Genomic DNA, 18,464 nt, shown 5'->3' on the forward strand with positions numbered 1-18,464 from the left:
TGAACATAAAATACTTATGGCAAAGCGTCCGCGTATTGGCATTACAATGCGATTAGAACCGGAAACTCGCCGCTTTTACCTTGGCCGCGACTATAGCGAGGCAGTCGAGGCATGTGGCGGCGTGCCGGTGCATCTGAGCCTTATTCCTAAATCCGAGTATATAGTCGAATGTTTGGCTGACCTTGACGGCGTACTTTTGCCGGGCAGTAATACGGATGTCGATCCGCATTATTATGACGAAGAGCCGCATCACAGGCTCGGAACCGTTATTCCGGAAAAGGATGAGACCGACAGGCTTGTCCTGCTTGAGGTTGAACGGCTTAATTTGCCGCTGCTGGCTATTTGCTATGGAATGCAGGCCCTGAATGTTGTTCGCGGCGGCACGCTTGTACAGGACATTGAATCTCAGGTCCCGAAAAGCATCAAACATGAGCAGGGAATGCCAGTGAACCGCAATTCACATAGCCTCAAGATCGCAAACGACAGCATTTTGGCAGAGTTAAATGCGGTTAAGACATCTAAAGAAGTGATTCGGGTTAATTCGTCACATCATCAGGCAATAAAGAGGATTGGCAAGAATCTCAGGGCCGTAGCGTGGGCCAAAGACGGCATCATTGAGTGTGTTCAGGACACGAGAAAAAGCAGGTTTGCTCTCGGTGTACAGTGGCATCCCGAAATGACGGCGGATATTGATCGTATTTCACGGGATATATTTGAGCTATTCGTAGAAAAATGCAGTTATAGCCGCAAGAATACCGTAACAAACATCGCAGTCATTCGTAATAACTAATTAGTAAAGTGGCTACGTGGTTAAAGTGATTTATTAAGATTGTGATGATGCCTAAATCCTGCAGATTCAGAGAATTACATAAAGATAATTAAGTGATTTATTGAGAGAGTTGAGACATTAGTTGAATGGATAATTCGATATTTATTGGTATAATTTCCTGGTTTTTGCCAGGTTCAGGGCACCTTTTGCAAGGCCGCATCAAACGCGGCATTCTTGTCGCTGCGGTCGTGTGGCTGATGTTCGTAATAGCTATTGTAAGCGGCGGCGCTCATTATCCGGGATTCGAGTTTAAGGATGGAGCTTTGCTTTATCTTCTAAACGTCTTTGCCAGATTCGGTAATGGGCTGGGTGCGGTCGTGAGTTATATTATCGCGGGCACCCCATCGTCCAATGTTGCGGCGCTGGCGACCTTCGAATACGGCGGCAGATTTCTTGAGGTTGCGGGTTTGCTTAATTATCTGGCGACCCTTGATGCGGTCGATATATCTCGCGGGAGGAAAAAATGATACATTTTCTCTACCTTGTTGGATTTGCTCTTTTCGTTTCGGTCGCTTTTGGTGTTTTTTCTAACGGCACGAACCGACAGCGTATCATCTACGGTGCGAAAACATTCGCTCAGTTTATTGTTGTAAGTCTGGTGCTTGCCTGGATCCTTTACTTTATCCCTTGGTAAAACAATGGCACTGATCGAGACCGAAAGTCTGGTCATAAAGAGCTACAATCTGGCCGAGGCAGATCGTATAGTTGTTTTTTTGACGCGCGAACAAGGCATGATCCGCGGCGTGGCAAAAGGAGCAAAGCGGCTGCAAAGCAAATTCGGCAGCGCACTAGAACCTTTCTCGGTCGTCAAGCTTGAGTACTTTCAGAAGGATGCTGTTGAACTCGTTTCCATCCAAAAGGCCGATCTCATCCAATCGCATTTCGCAGCAGTAGCAAATCCGGATTTCCTGCAAAAATTTTCTTATCTCGGAGATATTCTCATCGCGTTTTCTCCGCCGCACGATCCTAATGAGACGCTTTACCGAATGGTAAAAGCTTCGATCGAAACCGCTGCTGCTGGCGTTGACAGATTGTTGAGCGTGGGAGTTTATTTTGAACTATGGCTGCTGCGCCTTTCGGGTTATATGCCTGACTGGAGTAAATGTGACCAGTGTCAGCGAATGTTTGCCGACAGTGAAGAAACTTTTCTTCGCGGAAATTATCATCCGATCTGTTTAGAGTGCGCAAAGTCATCTGGCAGATCGCTGAGTGCGACGAGTCGGGTTATGGCATTGGCTGCTCGGCGAATTTCACCGAGTGAGTTTGCAAACTTTACTGCGGATAAAAGTGACGATCTTCGGTATCTTTCAATTTTGCTAAAGCAGATGATCTCGCAGTCGCTCGGCAGGGAAGTCGTCGGCGAAAAATCGCTGGCGATAAATAAATAAATGAAAAGATCCGGCTGGCTCATTTCAAAATATCTCGTCCTCGCGGTGCTGCCGTATTTTGTATTTTCGTGGCTGCTGCTGAGCGTGATCTTGTTTGTCCAGCAGGCAAGCCGCTTTTCCGATATTTTCTTTAGCGTCAATATTCCCGCGACGCTGATGTGGCAATTGAGCGCAGCTCTCGTACCAAATGTTATCGCGTTCACATGTCCGATGGCGATGCTTGTCGGAACGGTGATCGGCCTCGCAAAAATGCAGACCGACAGCGAACTTGTCGCGATCCGCGCGGCCGGTGTAGGCAATATTCAGATCACAGTTCCGATCGCAATACTCGGGATATTGCTTTCGGTCTTCGCGTTCGTTGTCAATTTAAAAGGCGTGCCGCTTGCCGCTGCTCTTGTGCGCAGAGTCGCTCTCCAGACAGCTATCAAAAAGCTGGAATCACCGATCGAGCCCGGCGTTTTCAACAACGAACTCGGCGGTTACACGATCTTCGTTCGCGACGGCAATGTCGAGACCGGCCGCTGGAGCAACATCTTTATATACAAAGCTGACAAAAGTGCGGCAACGGCGCGTCTGATAACGTCAATGCAGGGTCGCATCGATGTGTCCGATCAGAATTCTGAACTTGTTCTTCAGGATGCGGTAGTTACGACGTTGCCTCTCGTGCCTGGTTCTGGAAAATATGTCTCGGAAAATCTCGGTGAGATTCGGCTTGCGATCAAAACGCAGCGGAGCGAATTGATCGAACGCCTCAGCAAGTCTGGCGGATCGCTCGGTGAACTCGGCCTGACAGAGCTTGCAGATTACGCATCGAACAGCGAAGGAAAAGATCGCGTCGAGGCGCAGATACTTTGGCAGCGTCGCATCATTCTTTCGATCACTCCTTTCATCTTTAGTTTGCTCGGTACCGGAATGACCTTGCGATTCAATCGAGGCGGACGCGGCATGGGCGTGCTGCTCGCTCTGCTGGGATTGATCGGATATTATCTGCTCGCATTTCTCGGTGAACAACTTGCTCGCACCGGCACAATGAACGTCATGCTCGGCGGCTTGCTGCCGATCGCAGGAAGTTTGATCGCGGTCGTTTGGTTTAATTATTCAAGCCGTATCGGGCGTTGGAATTTACCTACGGAAAAGATCGCGGCATTTGCGAATAAATTCCGAACCGCTCCGAACAAGCTGCAGTTTCGAAATCTTTTTGTTGATGTAACGACGGGCATTCGCGACTTTGACATCACGATCAATCTGCTCAAATACTTTCTGCTTTCGTTCGGATTTTTGACGACGGTCTTTGTCATCTTTACTGCGTTTGATCTATGGAAATTCGCCGGCACGATCGACGGCGGAATTTTACTCCTTGCGAAGTATCTGTTCTTCCTGATGCCGTTCATGTATCTGCAGATCGCCCCATCGTCGGCGATGATCGCCACGCTCGCAACCTACGTCATCAAATCACGCCAGAACGAGATCGTCACATGGACGTCGGCAGGGCAGAGCGTTTATCGTTTGCTCGTGCCATGCTTTGTGGTGACCGCACTTCTTGGCGCCGTAAATTGGCAGATGCAAGAACGTATTTTGCCCTTAGCGAACCAGCGTCAGGATGCGATTCGTTCCCTAATCCGCAGCGGCGGTAAATTGGACGATGTTGCGGGCAGACATTGGGTAGCGAACGATAACCGAATCTACGAATTCACTATCGCGTCTGATAACGACAAGCGTGTGGCTGATAATTCCGCGACGATAAAACCCGCATCTGCGTCTGATAACGAAATACGAGATCGTTCGTGCTCCGCCAATTGTGTGAAAGATCTAAGTGTTTATGAATTCACAACAGGGCAGGCCGGATTGCAATCCTTGTACCGAGCAAAATATGCTTTTTGGGAGAATGGGAAAATTGTCCTGCTTGGAAATGTAGAGAAAAATGATCTGCGGGAAGGGAAGATCGACACGCAAATTCTTGAAAAAAGGGAAATCGCAGAGACAGCGGATCCGTTTATAGAAACGCGCGAAAAACCCAGCCATCTCAATATAACCCAGATCAAAGCGCAGCTCGAAAACAGCGATTCCGAACTCGACCGCCGCAACCTCAGCGTCGCGATTAAAAAGAAATACGCGACGCTTTTCCTGCCGTTCATCATCGCGCTTTTCACGGCACCGTTCGCGCTTTCGCTTAGCCGAAAAGGGAAGGCAGTGACCGTCGGCTACGCGGTCGGCCTTTGGCTTTTGTTCACCGGCACAAGCAGCGTCTTTGAACAGTTCGGCCTCAACGGTTTTCTCTCGCCCACATCCGCCGTCTGGTCGCCGCTGCTGATCTTCGCGATGTTCGGCGTCTATCTTCTTTCCAAAGTGAGAACCTAATGCTCTACATGGTGATCGAAAATTTCAAAGACCGCAACGCCGCCGCCGTTTACAAACGGTTTCAAGAAAAGGGAAGAATGATGCCCGACGGCCTCAACTACATCGACAGTTGGATCGAACCAAATCACGAACGTTGCTTCCAGCTAATGGAAACCGACGATCCAGCACTATTCGACCAATGGACCGCAAACTGGAACGACCTCGTGGATTTCGAGATCGTCCCAGTCATCACCTCAAAAGAAGCCCGCGATAAAGTTCTTGCTTAAAAGTAGCTGTTTCACCCCGACGAGTCAGGTATTTCAACGACACTTTGCGGGCTGAGATTCAGATTATTCTGGCCTGCAATAACTGAAACCGGAGCGTTCCACAAAGCAAATCCTCGCCCGACCTTTGTTACTCCAAACAGATAATATTCTTTCGGAGAAATGCCTTGCAGGCTGGCGTTGCCGCCGCTGTCGGTCGTACCCGAATATTTCGAATGCGACGCAACAGCCCGCATCGCCGAATGCATAAAATCGCCGTAGCGATCAGGGAAAACTATCGCAAGCCCGAGGCTGCTCATCAGATCGTTTCCTTCGATCGGCACGACGCGGGCGTCGCTCAAGATGGCTTCAACGTCCTTATCAAGCAGATAGAATTTCGCGTTTCTTACATTCTGCGGAGCTCCTGTTTTCGGAGCGATACGAGCATTGATCACAACCGTACCCTTGTCGGATGGAGGAGCAACCGGGACCGAAGTCGTGGTGCCCGGCACGGTCGTAGCAGTGGTCTGTCCCGGCGGAACCGTCACCGTTTGCGAGTCAGTAGATGCTACGCTCGTCGTTCGAGTTTCGCGCAAAGGCTCGGACGGAGTCGCTCTCGAATTAGCGCGGACACTGATATTTGTATTTGCCGAATCGTCAGTTCCACGCAGCGCCACAAAAACCAAAAAGATAAGCACAACGACAACTATGCCGACCGGAACAAAAGCCCAAGTCGGAAAGCCAGATTCACGCTGCACCGGCGGAGCAACCACATAATTCGTTTCGGTCACCGGTTTCATCACCGGCCGCCCGCAATTAGGACAAGCCACCGCCGTAGTCGATATCTCATGCCCACATTCCGCACAATAAGTTAATGCCATTTATTTTCGTCCCCTTGTCGCTGGCTTCACGCCTGACTAAACTAGTGTGACAAAAGTTTTCCAGAGTCTCTGTCTGCAAACAGACATAAGGGTTCGGCTCGTGCCTGTTTTTTCAAGGTCAAATCCGGCACTATTCACTATCAACTATTCACTATTCACTGTTTTTTGTGCTACATTTGCGCTGATAAATTTCAGGACGCAGGTTATCCAACTTGTGAGCAATTGTAGTTAAATTGTTTGTTAATTTGAGACGCTTCGTGCGGTAACGTGGGTGAAGCCTTGTTCTTACTAAACTAAGCATTCAAACCAAAAGATTTCCTATGGCTAAAGTATATTTAGACGCACTACTTCCGAGAGAGGACTTTGAAGCTGAAGAAACGGAGACCTCAATGAAAAAAAAAGAGTCTTTCTCAATCTCCGACATACGTGAGACGGATTTTTTTTACAGATCATTAAGAAAACCGGACTTCCAAAGAGAAACAAATGAATGGGATCCAAAGCGTGTTGTTCAGCTAGTTAAGAGTTTTGTAGACGGGGAGCTAATTCCAGCTATCATTCTCTGGCATAGTAAAAGCGGTCTCAGCTTCGTTATCGATGGATCCCATAGACTCAGTTCCTTAATCGCATGGATAAATGACGATTACGGAAGTGGAACAACCTCCAAGACTAATCTCCAGGGCCTCGTGCCCGAGGAACAGATCGCCGCTGCTGCTAGAACGAGGAAACTAGTTGAAAAGCAGGTTGGTCGATATTCGGATTATGTACTCGCCGCAAGTTCTCCGGAAAAAGTAGCTCCCGAAATAGCGGCGCGGGCTAAAAAACTTGGTGCTCTTGCAGTTCAACTTCAATGGGTTGAAGGTAATGCTCAAACGGCCGAAACCTCGTTTTTCAATATCAATCAACAAGCGGTAAAAATCAACGAAACCGAACTTAAGCTTATCAAATCTCGAAAACGGCCCAACGGAATTGCCGCGAGGGCAATTATCAAAGAAGGACAAAGTCATCATTACTGGTCTAAGTTCTCTCAAGAAGTTTCGGAGCAAATAGAGGAGCTGTCGCACGAGTTGAGCGACCTGATGTTTCTGCCCAAATTAAAAAATCCCGTTAAAACACTTGATTTGCCAATTGGTGGTAAAGGGTATTCTGCGCAAAGTCCATTATTGGTTTTTGAACTCGTTAACGCAGTCAACAATGTGGGTACTAGCGAACTTAACGAGGATATCGACGGCGCAGTTGCTGTTCAATTTCTTAAGAACACTCTAAAGGTCGTTCGAAGGGTCAACAGCTTACATCCATCTTCACTTGGCCTTCACCCTGCCGTTTATTTCTATTCTAGAGGCGGTCGTCACAAGTCAGCCTCGTTTTCGGCGATTATTGAGTTTTTGATCGAATTAGATTCGAAGCGTCTTTTAAAAGAGTTCACTTCAATAAGGAGCATATTTGAAGACATTCTTTTGGACGATGACTATATTCCAGAACAAATTCTCCGTCATCATCGAACTGCGGCCAAGGCGGTGCCGCACATCACCACGTATTTCCGTCATCTTATGGAACACCTGTTGGCGGCCAAAAAAATACCCAATTTCACTATTGTCAACGATGACGTGGTGAGAGAAGTTCTTTCAAAGAAGGAATATCGGTTTGTGAAAACCGTGGCGGTCGAGAATGAGTCCAGCGAGGGAGAATCGTTTTCCGATGAAACGAAATCTGCTGTCTTCATTACGGAGGCACTTCAAAGGGCTATACGGTGTAAGATATGCAACGCTCGAATGCACATCAACTCCATAACGATCGACCACATTCAACGCAAATCTGAAGGTGGAACGGCGGCTCTCGACAACGCTCAGGTCGCTCATCCGTTTTGTAATACAACAGTCAAACATTAGGGGAATACACGGAAACCGCAAGAGACTTTATAGCTCTTTTTCTAATAACCCTTTGACGCGACTACGCTTCCTGCTTTTTGACTTTCAGAGTTTAAGCAGCCAGAGGGCGGACGGTTTTTCGGCGGCGATTTTGTGATGCCTGCCACAGATCGTATTGGCCGGTATAGTTGATTGTAAGGAGTATTTAGATAAAATAAGGGGCGATGAAGGCGGAAGCTAAACTCACAAGTAAATGGCGGATTACCGTGCCAAAGCAAGTGCGCGAGGCTTTGGGGATAAAGCCTGGGGACAAGATCATTTTCGAGCAAATTGGGAATGACATTTTTGTCCGGCGTGCCATTGGAAGGCGCTCCTTCACGGATAGAAATTTGCTTAACATTTTAATGTGAGTAAGCTAAAATTGGGATATGTCAGTTATAGCAGAAGTAGAACAATTGGCCTTGTCACTTACGGACAATGAGCGTGCCCAACTCGCCGATAAGCTGATCGCGTCTTTGCCGGACGATTTTATAGACGAAGCCGAGATCGAAGAAGCTCTTCAACGCAGCCGCGAGATGGATGAAGAACCAAGTCGGATCATCACGCTGGAGCAGCTTGATGGAATGATTGCGGATCGCCCCCGCCACAGATGAAGGTAGAGCTGGACTCAAAGGTTTATACCGATCTTCTGGAAATCATGGAATATTATGATGGCGAGGGCGGGCCCGAATTGGCAGCAGATTTTTATGCACAGTTTCGCCTTTACGCAAAAGCGGCTGGCGAAAGACCGTATTCTTTCCCGAAGGCCGGAGGGCTTAGACGAGTGAACCTGCCGAAGTTTTCACACCACTTTCTGTTTCAAATTGTGGATGACGAGATAGTAAGAATTCTTATCGTTAAGCATGATCGTCGCCATCCAGCTCTTGGACTTGATCGATAAGACGTGCGGTCCGCCAGCTCCGCGAATCCGAGTTGCATTCCGAAACTAATACCAGTCAAGGTTTGACGGTTCATCGCTGAGCAAAAGCGTTATTCCTCATCTAGGCTGATGCGGATGCCTAGAGAATCACGGACGTGTTTTTTCTTTCTTCCTTTGGAGTCGATGGAATACCAGACGACGGGTTTGCCGAGGCGGTCTTCTGATTCGATCCAGATCTCTTTGTCGTGATCGTTTATCGCGTGTTTTAGGCCGCTCAGTGACGCTCGCACTGCGCGGAGGCTGGGCGGTTTTTTCTTTGCTTTTTTCCAGCCGCCTCTGCTGCAGGTCACGGCCGTTCGCAGATCGAGGATAAGAACTTTGTCTTCGATAAACGGGAAAGGGAAGCGGAGCGAATGCTCGAGCTCGATGCCGTTTTCGCGCATGAAAGGCCTTGAGCGGACGACGCGGTTTGAACGTGCATGGCGAACCCGGACAAGCACGGCGTTGTGAGCGTCGGGATGTGCGGGCTTTAAACCTATGGTGCGGGTCGATTCTTCATAAAACAGAAACATCGCCTCCGGCTCGCCCAGCTTCTTAAATGTATCAAGGTCAAACGTGATCTCGCCGCTCGGGTTGATCGATGACCGTATCTCGTCCGGAATGCGCCGCGCCGCAACACCTTTAAATTCTTTCCAGCTTCTTCTTATCATAATAAAATAAATATCGCACAGAACAATGGGCATTGCAAGTGTGAAACGCAAGAATTCACCACAGAGACACTGAGAACACAGAGAAAACAGAATCTGACCTTCCTTCTCCGTGCTCTCTGTGCCTCTGTGGTTAATCTCTTGCCGACCATTCCGTCCATCCCGCCAACGCCGCCGGGGTTGGACCGTCGCTGCCAGGGAAAGTAATTTTAAGGTGATTTTTTGATGGCTTTTTGGGGGTCTAAAGTGGCTTTTTGACGTTCAAAAGTGGCTTTTTGGGGTCCGCCGATGGCTTTTTGTTGATCAGTCGAGGGGTTATTCGCACAAAAGCCTGTATTTACGGGCATATCCAGTGATTTTTTAAAGCCTTCGGAATAGAAGAACACAAAAAAAGACCCAGCATATTGCCGAGTCTTTGTGAATTGATGTTGCGTGTTTCGCCCTTACTAACGTGCGGGCTTCTGCATCTCTAGGTGCCTGTTTCCCAGCTCGTCATGTACTCGAGCATTTCCGGTGTGAGCTCGTCGATGTTGACGCCCATCGCACGGAGTTTGAGGGAAGCGATCTCCTGATCGACTTCGGGCGGCAGGACGTGGACGCCTGCTGCGAGGGTTCCTTTGTTCTTAACAAGAAACTCAGCCGACAGAGCCTGATTGGCGAACGACATATCCATCACCGAAGCAGGATGGCCTTCGGCAGCGGCGAGGTTGATCAGGCGGCCTTCGCCGAGAACGATCACGCTCTTGCCGTCTTTCTTCGAATACTCTTCGACGAACGGACGGCGTGTGTTGACCTCGCTCGACATTTCGCGCAGGGCCGTTAGATTCAATTCCAGATCGAAGTGTCCGCTGTTGCAGACGATTGCTCCGTCGCGCATGTGCTCGAAATGTTCACGGTCGATAACGTGGCGGTTGCCGGTCACGGTGACGAAGAAATCGCCGAGTTTGCAAGCCTCGATCATCGGCATCACGCGGAAGCCGTCCATGACAGCCTCGATCGCTTTGATCGGATCGATCTCGCAGACGATAACATTCGAGCCCATACCGCGGGCACGCATTGCAACGCCTTTTCCACACCAGCCGTAGCCTACGACGACGAGATTTTTTCCGGCGAGCAAAATATTTGTCGCACGAATGATGCCGTCAAGCGTTGATTGGCCCGTGCCGTAGCGGTTGTCAAAGAAATGCTTTGTCTGTGCGTCGTTGACCGCGATTGAAGGGAAGGTGAGCACGCCGGCGGCGACCATTGCCTTAAGGCGAACGATACCGGTTGTCGTCTCTTCGGTCGTGCCGATGAGATTGCCGATAAGCTCAGGCTTTTCCTTGATCATCGTTGCGACAACGTCAGAGCCGTCATCGATGATGAGATTCGGATTTGTTTCGAGCGCCGCTTTGACGTGGCGGACGTAGGTGTCGGTCGATTCGCCCTTATGAGCCATGACCGGGATGCCCCAATCGGCGACGAGCGAAGCCGCGACATCGTCCTGTGTCGAGAGCGGATTCGAAGCGATAAGCAGCGATTCCGCACCGCCAGCCTGAAGCGTGCGAGCCAGATTTGCCGTCTCGGTCGTGATGTGTGCACATGCGACGAGCTTTACGCCGGTGAGCGGCTTTTCTTTTTCAAAACGCTCGCGAATGAGGCGGAGAACCGGCATTTCGCGGTCGGCCCATAGAATACGCTGTTTGCCTTGCGGCGCCAGGTTGATGTCTTTGATGTCGTGTTGCATTGATGTTCCTGCGTTTGCCATATATTTTTGTCGGAACGCAGGCTGTCAGCCTGCGTGTTTTTAATCTTAAGCCGCTGCTCCTTTTTCGGCAGCCGATCTCAAGGCCTCGGCCTTGTCAGTCTTTTCCCAAGAGAATTCGTCGTTCACGCGTCCAAAATGTCCAAAGCGAGCCGTCGCCTTGTAGATAGGGCGGCGAAGGTCGAGCGTTTCGATGATCGCTGCAGGGGTCAAAGTAAAATTCTCACGGACGATGTCTGCGATCCTTTCGTCGTCAATCGTCCCAGTGCCGTGTGTGTCGATCAAGACCGAAACAGGTTCCGCAACGCCGATAGCGTATGCCAATTGAACCGTGCATTTGTCAGCAAGTCCCGCAGCGACGACATTCTTTGCAATGTAACGCGCCATATACGCCGCCGAGCGGTCAACCTTGGTCGGATCCTTACCCGAAAAAGCACCGCCGCCATGCGGAGCGTATCCGCCATAGGTGTCAACGATGATCTTGCGGCCAGTCAAACCCGCATCTCCCATTGGTCCACCGATGACAAATTTTCCGGTCGGATTAATGTGATACTTCGTGTTGTCATCGAGAAGTTCAGCGGGGATAACAGGTTTGATAACGTGCTCCATGATGTCAGCACGAATGTCTTCGATGTCGAGGTCAGCAGTCTGCGAAGAGATAACCACAGCTTCAACACGAAACGGACGTCCATCGCGATACTCGATCGAAACCTGTGATTTTCCATCGGGCCGCAGATAGGGAACTGTACCGTCGCGACGCACCTTCGACAATTGTCTCGTGAGATTGTGAGCCATCTGTATAGGCATCGGCATCAGCTCGGGTGTCTCATTACAAGCAAAGCCAAACATCAAACCCTGATCTCCAGCACCGCCAGTATCAACTCCTTGCGAAATGTCGGGCGACTGCGTACCGATAGCATCAATGACGCTACAGGTATTTGAGTCGTAACCAAACTCGGCGTTGTTGTATCCTATCTCTTCGATTGTTTCACGAATGATCTCTTTGTAATTGACTCTTGCCGTTGTCGTGATCTCGCCTGCGACGACTGCCAAGCCTGTCGTCACCAATGTCTCACAAGCAACTCGTGCCGTAGGGTCCTGAGCAAGGATCGCATCAAGAATGGCATCGCTAACATGGTCCGCAATTTTATCCGGATGGCCTTCGGTTACCGACTCGGATGTAAATAAAAAATTTCCCTTACTCAATGTTTCGTAACTCCTTTTATATAGGGTTGTCAAATTAAAATCTGTGCAAATAACAAAACCATAATGATAACTTTTTACTGATTTTGTGTCAATTTCAGCATAATGTATGTCTCGATCACAGGGAGCCTGGGGCGATTTGTCTGCTGTCCCAACACTTTTTTCGTTGCATCTAATCGTCAGGCGGGCGAAGGGGTGTACGAACACCGTTCCACCTTTGGGTGGAACGCGCAAGTGACCATTCTTATTGCAGTTACAGCGTTTTTTGGCCTCCGTTCCGCGTTTTTCCCACAAAAAAGACATATTGCGGCACAGAATCCGTAAACCTATCTAGTGCAAAGATTACGGTCGCCGGCTTGCCGTATTTCTCATTTTCTTAGTGGAACGCTAATCTCTGGATGTCGATTTTTCTACCTAATTTGTCAAATAACAACCCGTATAAGACACAACAATGCACACATAAGATAACACGGTTCGTTATAAATTGGAATCCGAAACTGAATAACTGGATGAGTTTGCCATTCGTTTTGGATCCACACTGACGCGTACAATGCCAGACTGATCTACAAAAAACGAAACAATTTCTACTTTATTTTCAGCGTCAGGGGCGACTTTCTGCGTGACTGATAACTGATAAGTATCAACATCTGCTTCACATCGAAACTCAAAGCCGGACGTCATTCCTGTGCCCGGTTTTGAAGAAATCAAGCGACTTTCGAATAGCTCATCAATAGTTCCAAATCGCCCAGCAGATTTCTTAAACTCTTTTTGTGCGTCCCGAATCGATCTAGTTTCGCCTAACGCCTTTTCTACTACGAACCTTTCGCTCGAAATGCATCCAGGAAGGAGGTAACAGAGAAGCATCACACTAAGGACGGGTTTAATAATTCCTTTTACTACCATTTCAAATGACATGCGTCACGTCTGATAATAGAGATTATGTAATAAACCGCGTGATTTCAGCCGATTAGCTCCGGCCAGTCATCAACTGGAGTTTCCGTGTTATCCTGAGGGCTTTCAGGCGTGTGAGCTGCTGCTGAAAGGTCGATCACCTTTTGTTCAACAAATATAGGGCAATCGAGCCTTAAAGCAAGAGCGATTGCATCAGACGGACGGGCGTCGAGCATTACGGCTTCTTCGTTTTTGTCTTTTAGCTCGATGCGGGCGTAGAACGTATTTTCTTGCAGGTCCGTAATAACGACACTCTTTGCGGACAATTGGCACTCAATTATGACGTTCCTTAGCAAATCGTGAGTCATAGGCCGTTGTGGAACGACCTTTTCGATCTCCAGGGCAATAGCATTGGCTTCAAACGCTCCAACCCAAATGGGCAGTACGGTTTCCGATTCAATGCCCTTAAGCACCACGATAGGCGTATTAGTGTTCGGGTCCATTATTAATGCACCGATCTTTACTTCTATAAGGTTATGCCCGTTTTCCATGATATTAATGAATTTCGCCAAATAATGAGTTGGGCTTGATATCTGTGATTCTGACATCAACTATTTTACCAGCCAAATCGCCCTGACCAACGAAATTAACTACTTTGTGGCAAGTAGAGTGTCCGGTTAAACCGCTTTCCGTTCGCGTTGATCTTCTTTCAACTAACACTTTAAGCACTTTATTAAGATATCGTTGTAAACGCTTGTCTTGTATGTATTTCTGGGTTCGCTCAAGTTCCATGAAACGTAACGTTTTCTCCGCTGGCGAAACATCGTCATGCATTTCGTACGCCGGTGTGCCGGGACGCGGCGAATATTTGAAAATATAAGCCATATCAAACCCACAATATTCGACCATCTTAACAGTGTCCTGAAAATCTTTCTCGGTCTCGCCGGGAAAACCTACAATAATGTCAGTCGAGAGCGAAATATCACGGCTTGATGACTTTAAGCGGTCGATTTGAGCAAAGTACTTCTCGATCGTATGGCCGCGTTTCATTAGTTTAAGCACACGATTGCTGCCGGATTGAACGGGCAAATGCACCCAATTGCAGAGATTTTCGTGTTCCTCGATGGCATCTACTATGTCCGTCCTGAAATCGCGGGGAAATGAGGTCGCAAACTTTATACGCTCCATACCGGTTGCGGCAACGGCATGTAAAAGTTTTGAAAAGTGCGACTTCCCTGCGACTTTTTCCAGCCCGGCATCGGTTTCCGGACGATAACTATTTACATTTTGACCGATGAGGTGGACTTCCCTGACACCTTTTTTCTTTAATTCCTCTATTTGCCGAACTAATTCGGTTGCTTCAAAGCTGCGTTCCCTGCCCCGCGAGAATGGCACTATGCAGTAGCTACAAAACTTATTGCAGCCCTCGATGATCGGCAAAAATGCGATATATGGCGAATGGCGATGTGTATCGGCGACGGTCCAGTCATAATCGTCTTCGCGTTCCCCGACATCAAGAATAGTTTTGCCTGTTCGAAAAGTCTCTTCGATGGCGGTTGAGACGCGGCCTACAGCTCTTGTTCCAAGTACAAAATTAACACCTTCGATCTTATTAAAAAGCGTTTCTCCCTCTAATTGTGCAACGCAGCCCATTACTCCGACGACTGGCATTTTGTTTGCCGTTCTCTTGCGTAAACGTCCAACGCGCGAATACAGTTTGTGCTCGGCATTCTCACGAACCGAACAGGTATTTATGATCACAACATCTGCTGACGTCTCATCCGCGGTCATTTCATAGCCGTCTCTAGCAAGAGTCGTCGAAATGCGCTCCGAATCGGAGACGTTCATTTGACAGCCAAATGTTTCGAGATAAACTTTCTTCATATATGGAGCAAAAACCGGAAAGGCCAATTTTTGGAGAGAAGGACTTTGTCCACCTGCATTTACACTCCGATTATAGCTTGTTACAGAGCACAATCCAACTTAAACATCTTGCGGCAAAACTTGACGAACTCGGGCAAAAGGCTTGCGCAATAACGGACTACGGCAATATGTATGGTGCCGTTTCGTTTTTTAATGTGATGTCTGCTAAGGGCATTACGCCTATCATCGGATATGAAGCTTTTGTTAGATTTGGCAGCCGTTTTGACAGAACGACGGCAGTAGAAGCAGGCGAAAGAGGCTATTACAACCTAATATTGTTGGCCCGCGATCTCGAAGGTTACCAGAACCTTGTCCATCTATCTTCAATGGCGTTCACCGAAGGGTTTTATTATAAACCGCGTATTGACCTTGAGATTCTCGCGGAAAAAAGCGCCGGGTTGATCGGTCTATCGGGTGGAATTGATGGTGCTGTTGGTCATTTTCTCGCGACTGGCAATGAAGAAAAGGCGCTCGCGCATGCAAAGACTTTTGAGGACATTTTTGGTGCAGGAAATTTCTTTCTCGAAATACAAGATCGAGTTGGCGACGACGGCAAGAAGCTGATCAAAGATACAGTCGAACTCTCGAAACAAAGCAACATTCAACTCGTTGCGACGAACGATGTCCACTATCTAAACCAGGATGATGCTCGGGCTCATCAACTATTGATCGCTATCGGTGAAGGACGAACGGTCAGCGACAAGTCATACGGTTCCGATGCTATCCGTTATTTGCGTTCTGCCGAAGAGATGTGGGCGATCTTTGGCAACGAACTGCCGGCATCGCTTACTAACACAACGAAGATCGCTGAGATGTGTGATCTCGTTATACCACAAGGCGACGACGTGCGTCAGTTGCCGAATTATCCTGTTCCGGTCGATTCAGGTTTTGTAGGTGTTGACGAGTATTTTGAAAAAGTTTTGTGGGATGGTTTTGAAGATCGCAGAAAAACCGAATGGGATCCGATGAACGCACTCGGTACGCTCAAACACGATCTTGCAGAATACAAAGAGCGGCTCAACATTGAGATCGCGACGATCAAGGAAATGGGTTTTCCCGGTTACTTTTTGATCGTTTGGGATTTTATCAAATACGCACGCGAGCAGGACATTCCGGTCGGGCCCGGGCGCGGTTCGGCCGCCGGTTCGCTTGCGGCTTATTGTATGCGCATCACCGACGTTGATCCGCTGCAATATGATCTTCTCTTTGAGCGATTTCTAAATCCGGGTCGCATTTCGATGCCTGATATCGATATTGATTTCTGTATTCGAGGACGCGGAAATGTTATCGATCACGTGACGGAATTTTACGGACGCGAATCTGTCTGCCAAATCATTACGTTTGGAACCATGGCTTCGAGGGCTGCGATCAAGGATGTGGGCCGTGCATTGGGCATGGAGTTTGGCTCGGTGGAAAAGGTCGCGAAGATGATACCTCCGCCAATACGCGGCCGTAACGTGAGCATTTCACAGGCAATCGAAACCGTGCCTGAAATGAAAGCCGCAATGAAAGATGCCGGTGTCAAGGAACTCATCGATCTTGCACTCAAATTGGAAGGCTGTTCGAGGCACACGTCGGTTCACGCAGCAGGAGTTGTTATTTCACCCAGGCCGCTGCACGAACTTGTGCCCGTCGCAATGTCCAGTAAAGACGAACTCACGAGCCAGTATCCGATGAACGACCTTGAAAAAGTCGGGATGCTCAAGATGGATTTTCTCGGGTTGACCACGCTGACGGTCATCAACGACTGTCTCATTTCAATGAAGGAAAAACTCGGCGTGACGATCGACTGGACAGAAATTCCGACAAACGATCAGAAGACGATGGAGCTTTTTGGCGAAGGCCGCACCGAAGCGATATTCCAATTCGAATCTTCGGGAATGCAGGACATGTGCCGTAAACTTCGGCCAAAGGAACTCGAAGATCTTTCTGCTTTAAACGCGCTTTATCGTCCCGGCCCGCTTGATGGTGGAATGATCGATGATTTTATTGACCGGCATCGTGGCGTTAAAGAAGTTGAGTACATTGTGCCTGAAATGGAAGGCATTCTTGGCAACACTTTTGGCGTGCTTGTATATCAGGAACAGATCATGCAACTCGCGCAGAAGTTGGCCGGTTATAGTCTTGGCGACGCCGATCTAATGCGCCGGGCGATGGGCAAAAAGAAGCAGGAAGAAATGGCGCGTCATGAGAACCAATTCATCGACGGCGCTGTCGAGCGCGGCATAAAGAAGAAAACCGCCAAAGATATTTTTGACCTGATGGCAAAGTTTGCCGATTACGGATTTAACCGCAGTCACTCGATGGCGTATGCGATCCTGGCGTTTCGAACTGCATACCTTAAGGCTCATTATCCAGCGTATTTTTATGCGTCAGTTCTCTCGCACGAAGCGGATGACAGCGCGAAGGTTTATAAATATTCAAGTGAGTTGCGATCGATGGGACTCGCACTATTACCACCGGATATTAATGAAAGTGAAGTTGGTTTTACACCGGTCGAAAACACCGTACGTTACGGCCTGACCGCGATTAAGGGCATGGGTACGACGAGCGTGCAGGCGATGATGGACGCAAGAAAGAACGGCAAGTTTACTTCTCTTTTCGATTTTTGTTCACGGTTAGGATCAGGAGCAGTAAATCGTCGTGGTTTGGAAAGTTTGATCGCCGCAGGTGCTTTCGATTCGCTGATGGCGGAAGGAATAGAACTCGGTGCGTGGCGTGCCCAGAATCATGCTGCGATAGATGCTGCATTACAACAAGGCCAGCGCGCGGCCGAAAACAGGATGCGTGGACAAAGCGGACTGTTCGGTGCGGTTGAAAGCGAAAATGACGCTGCCGAAACGTTGCCGCAAACAGTAGCATGGCCGCAAAGTGAGGTTGCGAGACGCGAGAAGGCGGCGATCGGCTTTTATCTTTCGACGCATCCGCTCGACAATTTCAAAGACTTGCTTGCCGGAATGCGGCTAAAAAGCATTGCTGAATACGATGATCTGCTTTCCGGCCAGAGCCTCAAGATCGCCGGAATGGTCAGTGGTTTACAGGTTCGCACGAGCAAACGCGGCAATCGATTTGCACAATGCCGCATCGAAGATCGTTCGAGTTCTATCAAAGGACTTTTGCTGGGCGAGAGCTTTAATAAACTAAGTTCCATTTTAGCCGACGATGGGCTGTTCATCGCCGAAGGCAACATCGAAGCTGCGGAAGGACAAGAGCCGACGTTAAAGATCAACAGTCTTCAATCGCTTGAAGATGCCGAGGCAGGCAGAGCTCGCGAATTGCGCATCAAATGCCCTGCTCTTAACGGTTCTACAGAAACTTTTCTTGAGAATCTTTTGGTTCTTTTCGATCGCTACAAAGGAGGCTGCAGAGTCATTCTTGAGATCAATGCCGATAGAGCGAATGTCACTCTTCAGTCCGAAGGTGTGATGGTCGAAGGCAGCCGGGCTTTGCAGCGCGAACTCGAATCCCGCGGCTGCGTTGTAGATTGGGTTAACTAGAAGGTATCATTGACCAA

18 protein-coding genes are annotated in these 18,464 nt (G+C 48.7%); 11 read left to right on the top strand and 7 right to left on the bottom strand.

What is annotated here, in order from left to right:
* Window positions 1-16 precede the first annotated feature (16 nt).
* The 6 genes from IPL32_14885 (at window position 17) to IPL32_14910 (ending at window position 4,841) form a co-directional block, all read left to right on the top strand.
* The gene (locus IPL32_14885; protein MBK8467104.1) at window positions 17-790 is read left to right on the top strand and encodes a gamma-glutamyl-gamma-aminobutyrate hydrolase family protein; all 774 of its coding nucleotides are present in this window, start codon (window positions 17-19) and stop codon (window positions 788-790) included.
* A 125-nt stretch (window positions 791-915) separates the two neighbouring features.
* Window positions 916-1,296 carry a hypothetical protein gene (locus IPL32_14890; protein ID MBK8467105.1) on the top strand — a complete coding sequence of 127 codons (381 nt, stop codon included), beginning with the start codon at window positions 916-918 and terminating at the stop codon, window positions 1,294-1,296.
* On the top strand, window positions 1,293-1,463 hold the full coding sequence (locus IPL32_14895) for a hypothetical protein (GenBank protein ID MBK8467106.1): 171 nt from the start codon (window positions 1,293-1,295) through the stop codon (window positions 1,461-1,463). The genes IPL32_14890 and IPL32_14895 overlap by 4 nt, the downstream gene beginning before the upstream one ends.
* A 4-nt stretch (window positions 1,464-1,467) precedes the next feature.
* Window positions 1,468-2,217 (top strand): DNA repair protein RecO, encoded by a 750-nt coding sequence (gene recO, locus IPL32_14900; GenBank protein MBK8467107.1) that lies wholly within the window; start codon window positions 1,468-1,470, stop codon window positions 2,215-2,217.
* The gene (locus IPL32_14905; protein ID MBK8467108.1) at window positions 2,218-4,575 is read left to right on the top strand and encodes an LptF/LptG family permease; all 2,358 of its coding nucleotides are present in this window, start codon (window positions 2,218-2,220) and stop codon (window positions 4,573-4,575) included.
* The gene (locus tag IPL32_14910; GenBank protein ID MBK8467109.1) at window positions 4,575-4,841 is read left to right on the top strand and encodes a DUF3303 family protein; all 267 of its coding nucleotides are present in this window, start codon (window positions 4,575-4,577) and stop codon (window positions 4,839-4,841) included. The genes IPL32_14905 and IPL32_14910 overlap by 1 nt, the downstream gene beginning before the upstream one ends.
* A gap of 11 nt (window positions 4,842-4,852) precedes the next feature.
* Here IPL32_14910 and IPL32_14915 read toward each other — a convergent pair whose 3' ends face one another.
* On the bottom strand, window positions 4,853-5,698 hold the full coding sequence (locus IPL32_14915; GenBank protein MBK8467110.1) for a zinc ribbon domain-containing protein: 846 nt from the start codon (window positions 5,696-5,698) through the stop codon (window positions 4,853-4,855).
* A gap of 320 nt (window positions 5,699-6,018) precedes the next feature.
* On the opposite strand from IPL32_14915, the gene IPL32_14920 reads away from it, so the two are divergent.
* The 4 genes from IPL32_14920 (at window position 6,019) to IPL32_14935 (ending at window position 8,503) form a co-directional block, all read left to right on the top strand.
* Window positions 6,019-7,584, top strand: a complete 1,566-nt coding sequence (locus tag IPL32_14920; protein ID MBK8467111.1) for a DUF262 domain-containing protein — start codon at window positions 6,019-6,021, stop codon at window positions 7,582-7,584.
* Window positions 7,585-7,787: 203 nt separating this feature from the next.
* Window positions 7,788-7,973: an AbrB/MazE/SpoVT family DNA-binding domain-containing protein gene (locus IPL32_14925; protein MBK8467112.1), complete on the top strand. Its 186-nt coding sequence runs from the start codon at window positions 7,788-7,790 to the stop codon at window positions 7,971-7,973.
* Between the two features lie 18 nt (window positions 7,974-7,991).
* On the top strand, window positions 7,992-8,216 hold the full coding sequence (locus tag IPL32_14930; GenBank protein ID MBK8467113.1) for an addiction module protein: 225 nt from the start codon (window positions 7,992-7,994) through the stop codon (window positions 8,214-8,216).
* Entirely contained in the window at window positions 8,213-8,503 is a 291-nt protein-coding gene (locus tag IPL32_14935) for a hypothetical protein (protein ID MBK8467114.1), read from the top strand. The genes IPL32_14930 and IPL32_14935 overlap by 4 nt, the downstream gene beginning before the upstream one ends.
* 89 nt (window positions 8,504-8,592) lie before the next feature.
* Here the strand turns inward: IPL32_14935 and IPL32_14940 are convergent, their stop codons facing one another.
* From IPL32_14940 to miaB, 6 genes are all read right to left on the bottom strand, one after another.
* Complete coding sequence (locus tag IPL32_14940; protein MBK8467115.1) at window positions 8,593-9,192, bottom strand: hypothetical protein; 600 nt, start codon at window positions 9,190-9,192, stop codon at window positions 8,593-8,595.
* Window positions 9,193-9,658: 466 nt separating this feature from the next.
* Window positions 9,659-10,936: an adenosylhomocysteinase gene (locus IPL32_14945; GenBank protein ID MBK8467116.1), complete on the bottom strand. Its 1,278-nt coding sequence runs from the start codon at window positions 10,934-10,936 to the stop codon at window positions 9,659-9,661.
* Between the two features lie 45 nt (window positions 10,937-10,981).
* Entirely contained in the window at window positions 10,982-12,139 is a 1,158-nt protein-coding gene (locus IPL32_14950; protein MBK8467117.1) for a methionine adenosyltransferase, read from the bottom strand.
* 474 nt (window positions 12,140-12,613) lie between these two features.
* Window positions 12,614-13,051 (bottom strand): hypothetical protein, encoded by a 438-nt coding sequence (locus IPL32_14955; GenBank protein ID MBK8467118.1) that lies wholly within the window; start codon window positions 13,049-13,051, stop codon window positions 12,614-12,616.
* A gap of 44 nt (window positions 13,052-13,095) precedes the next feature.
* A complete protein-coding gene (locus IPL32_14960; protein MBK8467119.1) occupies window positions 13,096-13,578 on the bottom strand; it encodes a bifunctional nuclease family protein in 483 nt (160 codons plus the stop codon).
* Between the two features lie 4 nt (window positions 13,579-13,582).
* Complete coding sequence (gene miaB / locus IPL32_14965; GenBank protein MBK8467120.1) at window positions 13,583-14,911, bottom strand: tRNA (N6-isopentenyl adenosine(37)-C2)-methylthiotransferase MiaB; 1,329 nt, start codon at window positions 14,909-14,911, stop codon at window positions 13,583-13,585.
* 77 nt (window positions 14,912-14,988) lie between these two features.
* On the opposite strand from miaB, the gene dnaE reads away from it, so the two are divergent.
* Window positions 14,989-18,447 (top strand): DNA polymerase III subunit alpha, encoded by a 3,459-nt coding sequence (dnaE, locus tag IPL32_14970; GenBank protein ID MBK8467121.1) that lies wholly within the window; start codon window positions 14,989-14,991, stop codon window positions 18,445-18,447.
* Window positions 18,448-18,464 lie beyond the last annotated feature (17 nt).

It is taken from the genome of Chloracidobacterium sp., assembly GCA_016711345.1.
Lineage (GTDB): Bacteria > Acidobacteriota > Blastocatellia > Pyrinomonadales > Pyrinomonadaceae > OLB17.

Coding starts and splice junctions, on each gene's coding strand:
- IPL32_14885 (MBK8467104.1), top strand. CDS start 17: ATGGCAAAGCGTCCGCGTATTGGCATTACAATGCGATTAGAACCGGAA.
- IPL32_14890 (MBK8467105.1), top strand. CDS start 916: ATGGATAATTCGATATTTATTGGTATAATTTCCTGGTTTTTGCCAGGT.
- IPL32_14895 (MBK8467106.1), top strand. CDS start 1,293: ATGATACATTTTCTCTACCTTGTTGGATTTGCTCTTTTCGTTTCGGTC.
- recO (MBK8467107.1), top strand. CDS start 1,468: ATGGCACTGATCGAGACCGAAAGTCTGGTCATAAAGAGCTACAATCTG.
- IPL32_14905 (MBK8467108.1), top strand. CDS start 2,218: ATGAAAAGATCCGGCTGGCTCATTTCAAAATATCTCGTCCTCGCGGTG.
- IPL32_14910 (MBK8467109.1), top strand. CDS start 4,575: ATGCTCTACATGGTGATCGAAAATTTCAAAGACCGCAACGCCGCCGCC.
- IPL32_14915 (MBK8467110.1), bottom strand. CDS start 5,698: ATGGCATTAACTTATTGTGCGGAATGTGGGCATGAGATATCGACTACG.
- IPL32_14920 (MBK8467111.1), top strand. CDS start 6,019: ATGGCTAAAGTATATTTAGACGCACTACTTCCGAGAGAGGACTTTGAA.
- IPL32_14925 (MBK8467112.1), top strand. CDS start 7,788: ATGAAGGCGGAAGCTAAACTCACAAGTAAATGGCGGATTACCGTGCCA.
- IPL32_14930 (MBK8467113.1), top strand. CDS start 7,992: ATGTCAGTTATAGCAGAAGTAGAACAATTGGCCTTGTCACTTACGGAC.
- IPL32_14935 (MBK8467114.1), top strand. CDS start 8,213: ATGAAGGTAGAGCTGGACTCAAAGGTTTATACCGATCTTCTGGAAATC.
- IPL32_14940 (MBK8467115.1), bottom strand. CDS start 9,192: ATGATAAGAAGAAGCTGGAAAGAATTTAAAGGTGTTGCGGCGCGGCGC.
- IPL32_14945 (MBK8467116.1), bottom strand. CDS start 10,936: ATGGCAAACGCAGGAACATCAATGCAACACGACATCAAAGACATCAAC.
- IPL32_14955 (MBK8467118.1), bottom strand. CDS start 13,051: ATGTCATTTGAAATGGTAGTAAAAGGAATTATTAAACCCGTCCTTAGT.
- IPL32_14960 (MBK8467119.1), bottom strand. CDS start 13,578: ATGGAAAACGGGCATAACCTTATAGAAGTAAAGATCGGTGCATTAATA.
- miaB (MBK8467120.1), bottom strand. CDS start 14,911: ATGAAGAAAGTTTATCTCGAAACATTTGGCTGTCAAATGAACGTCTCC.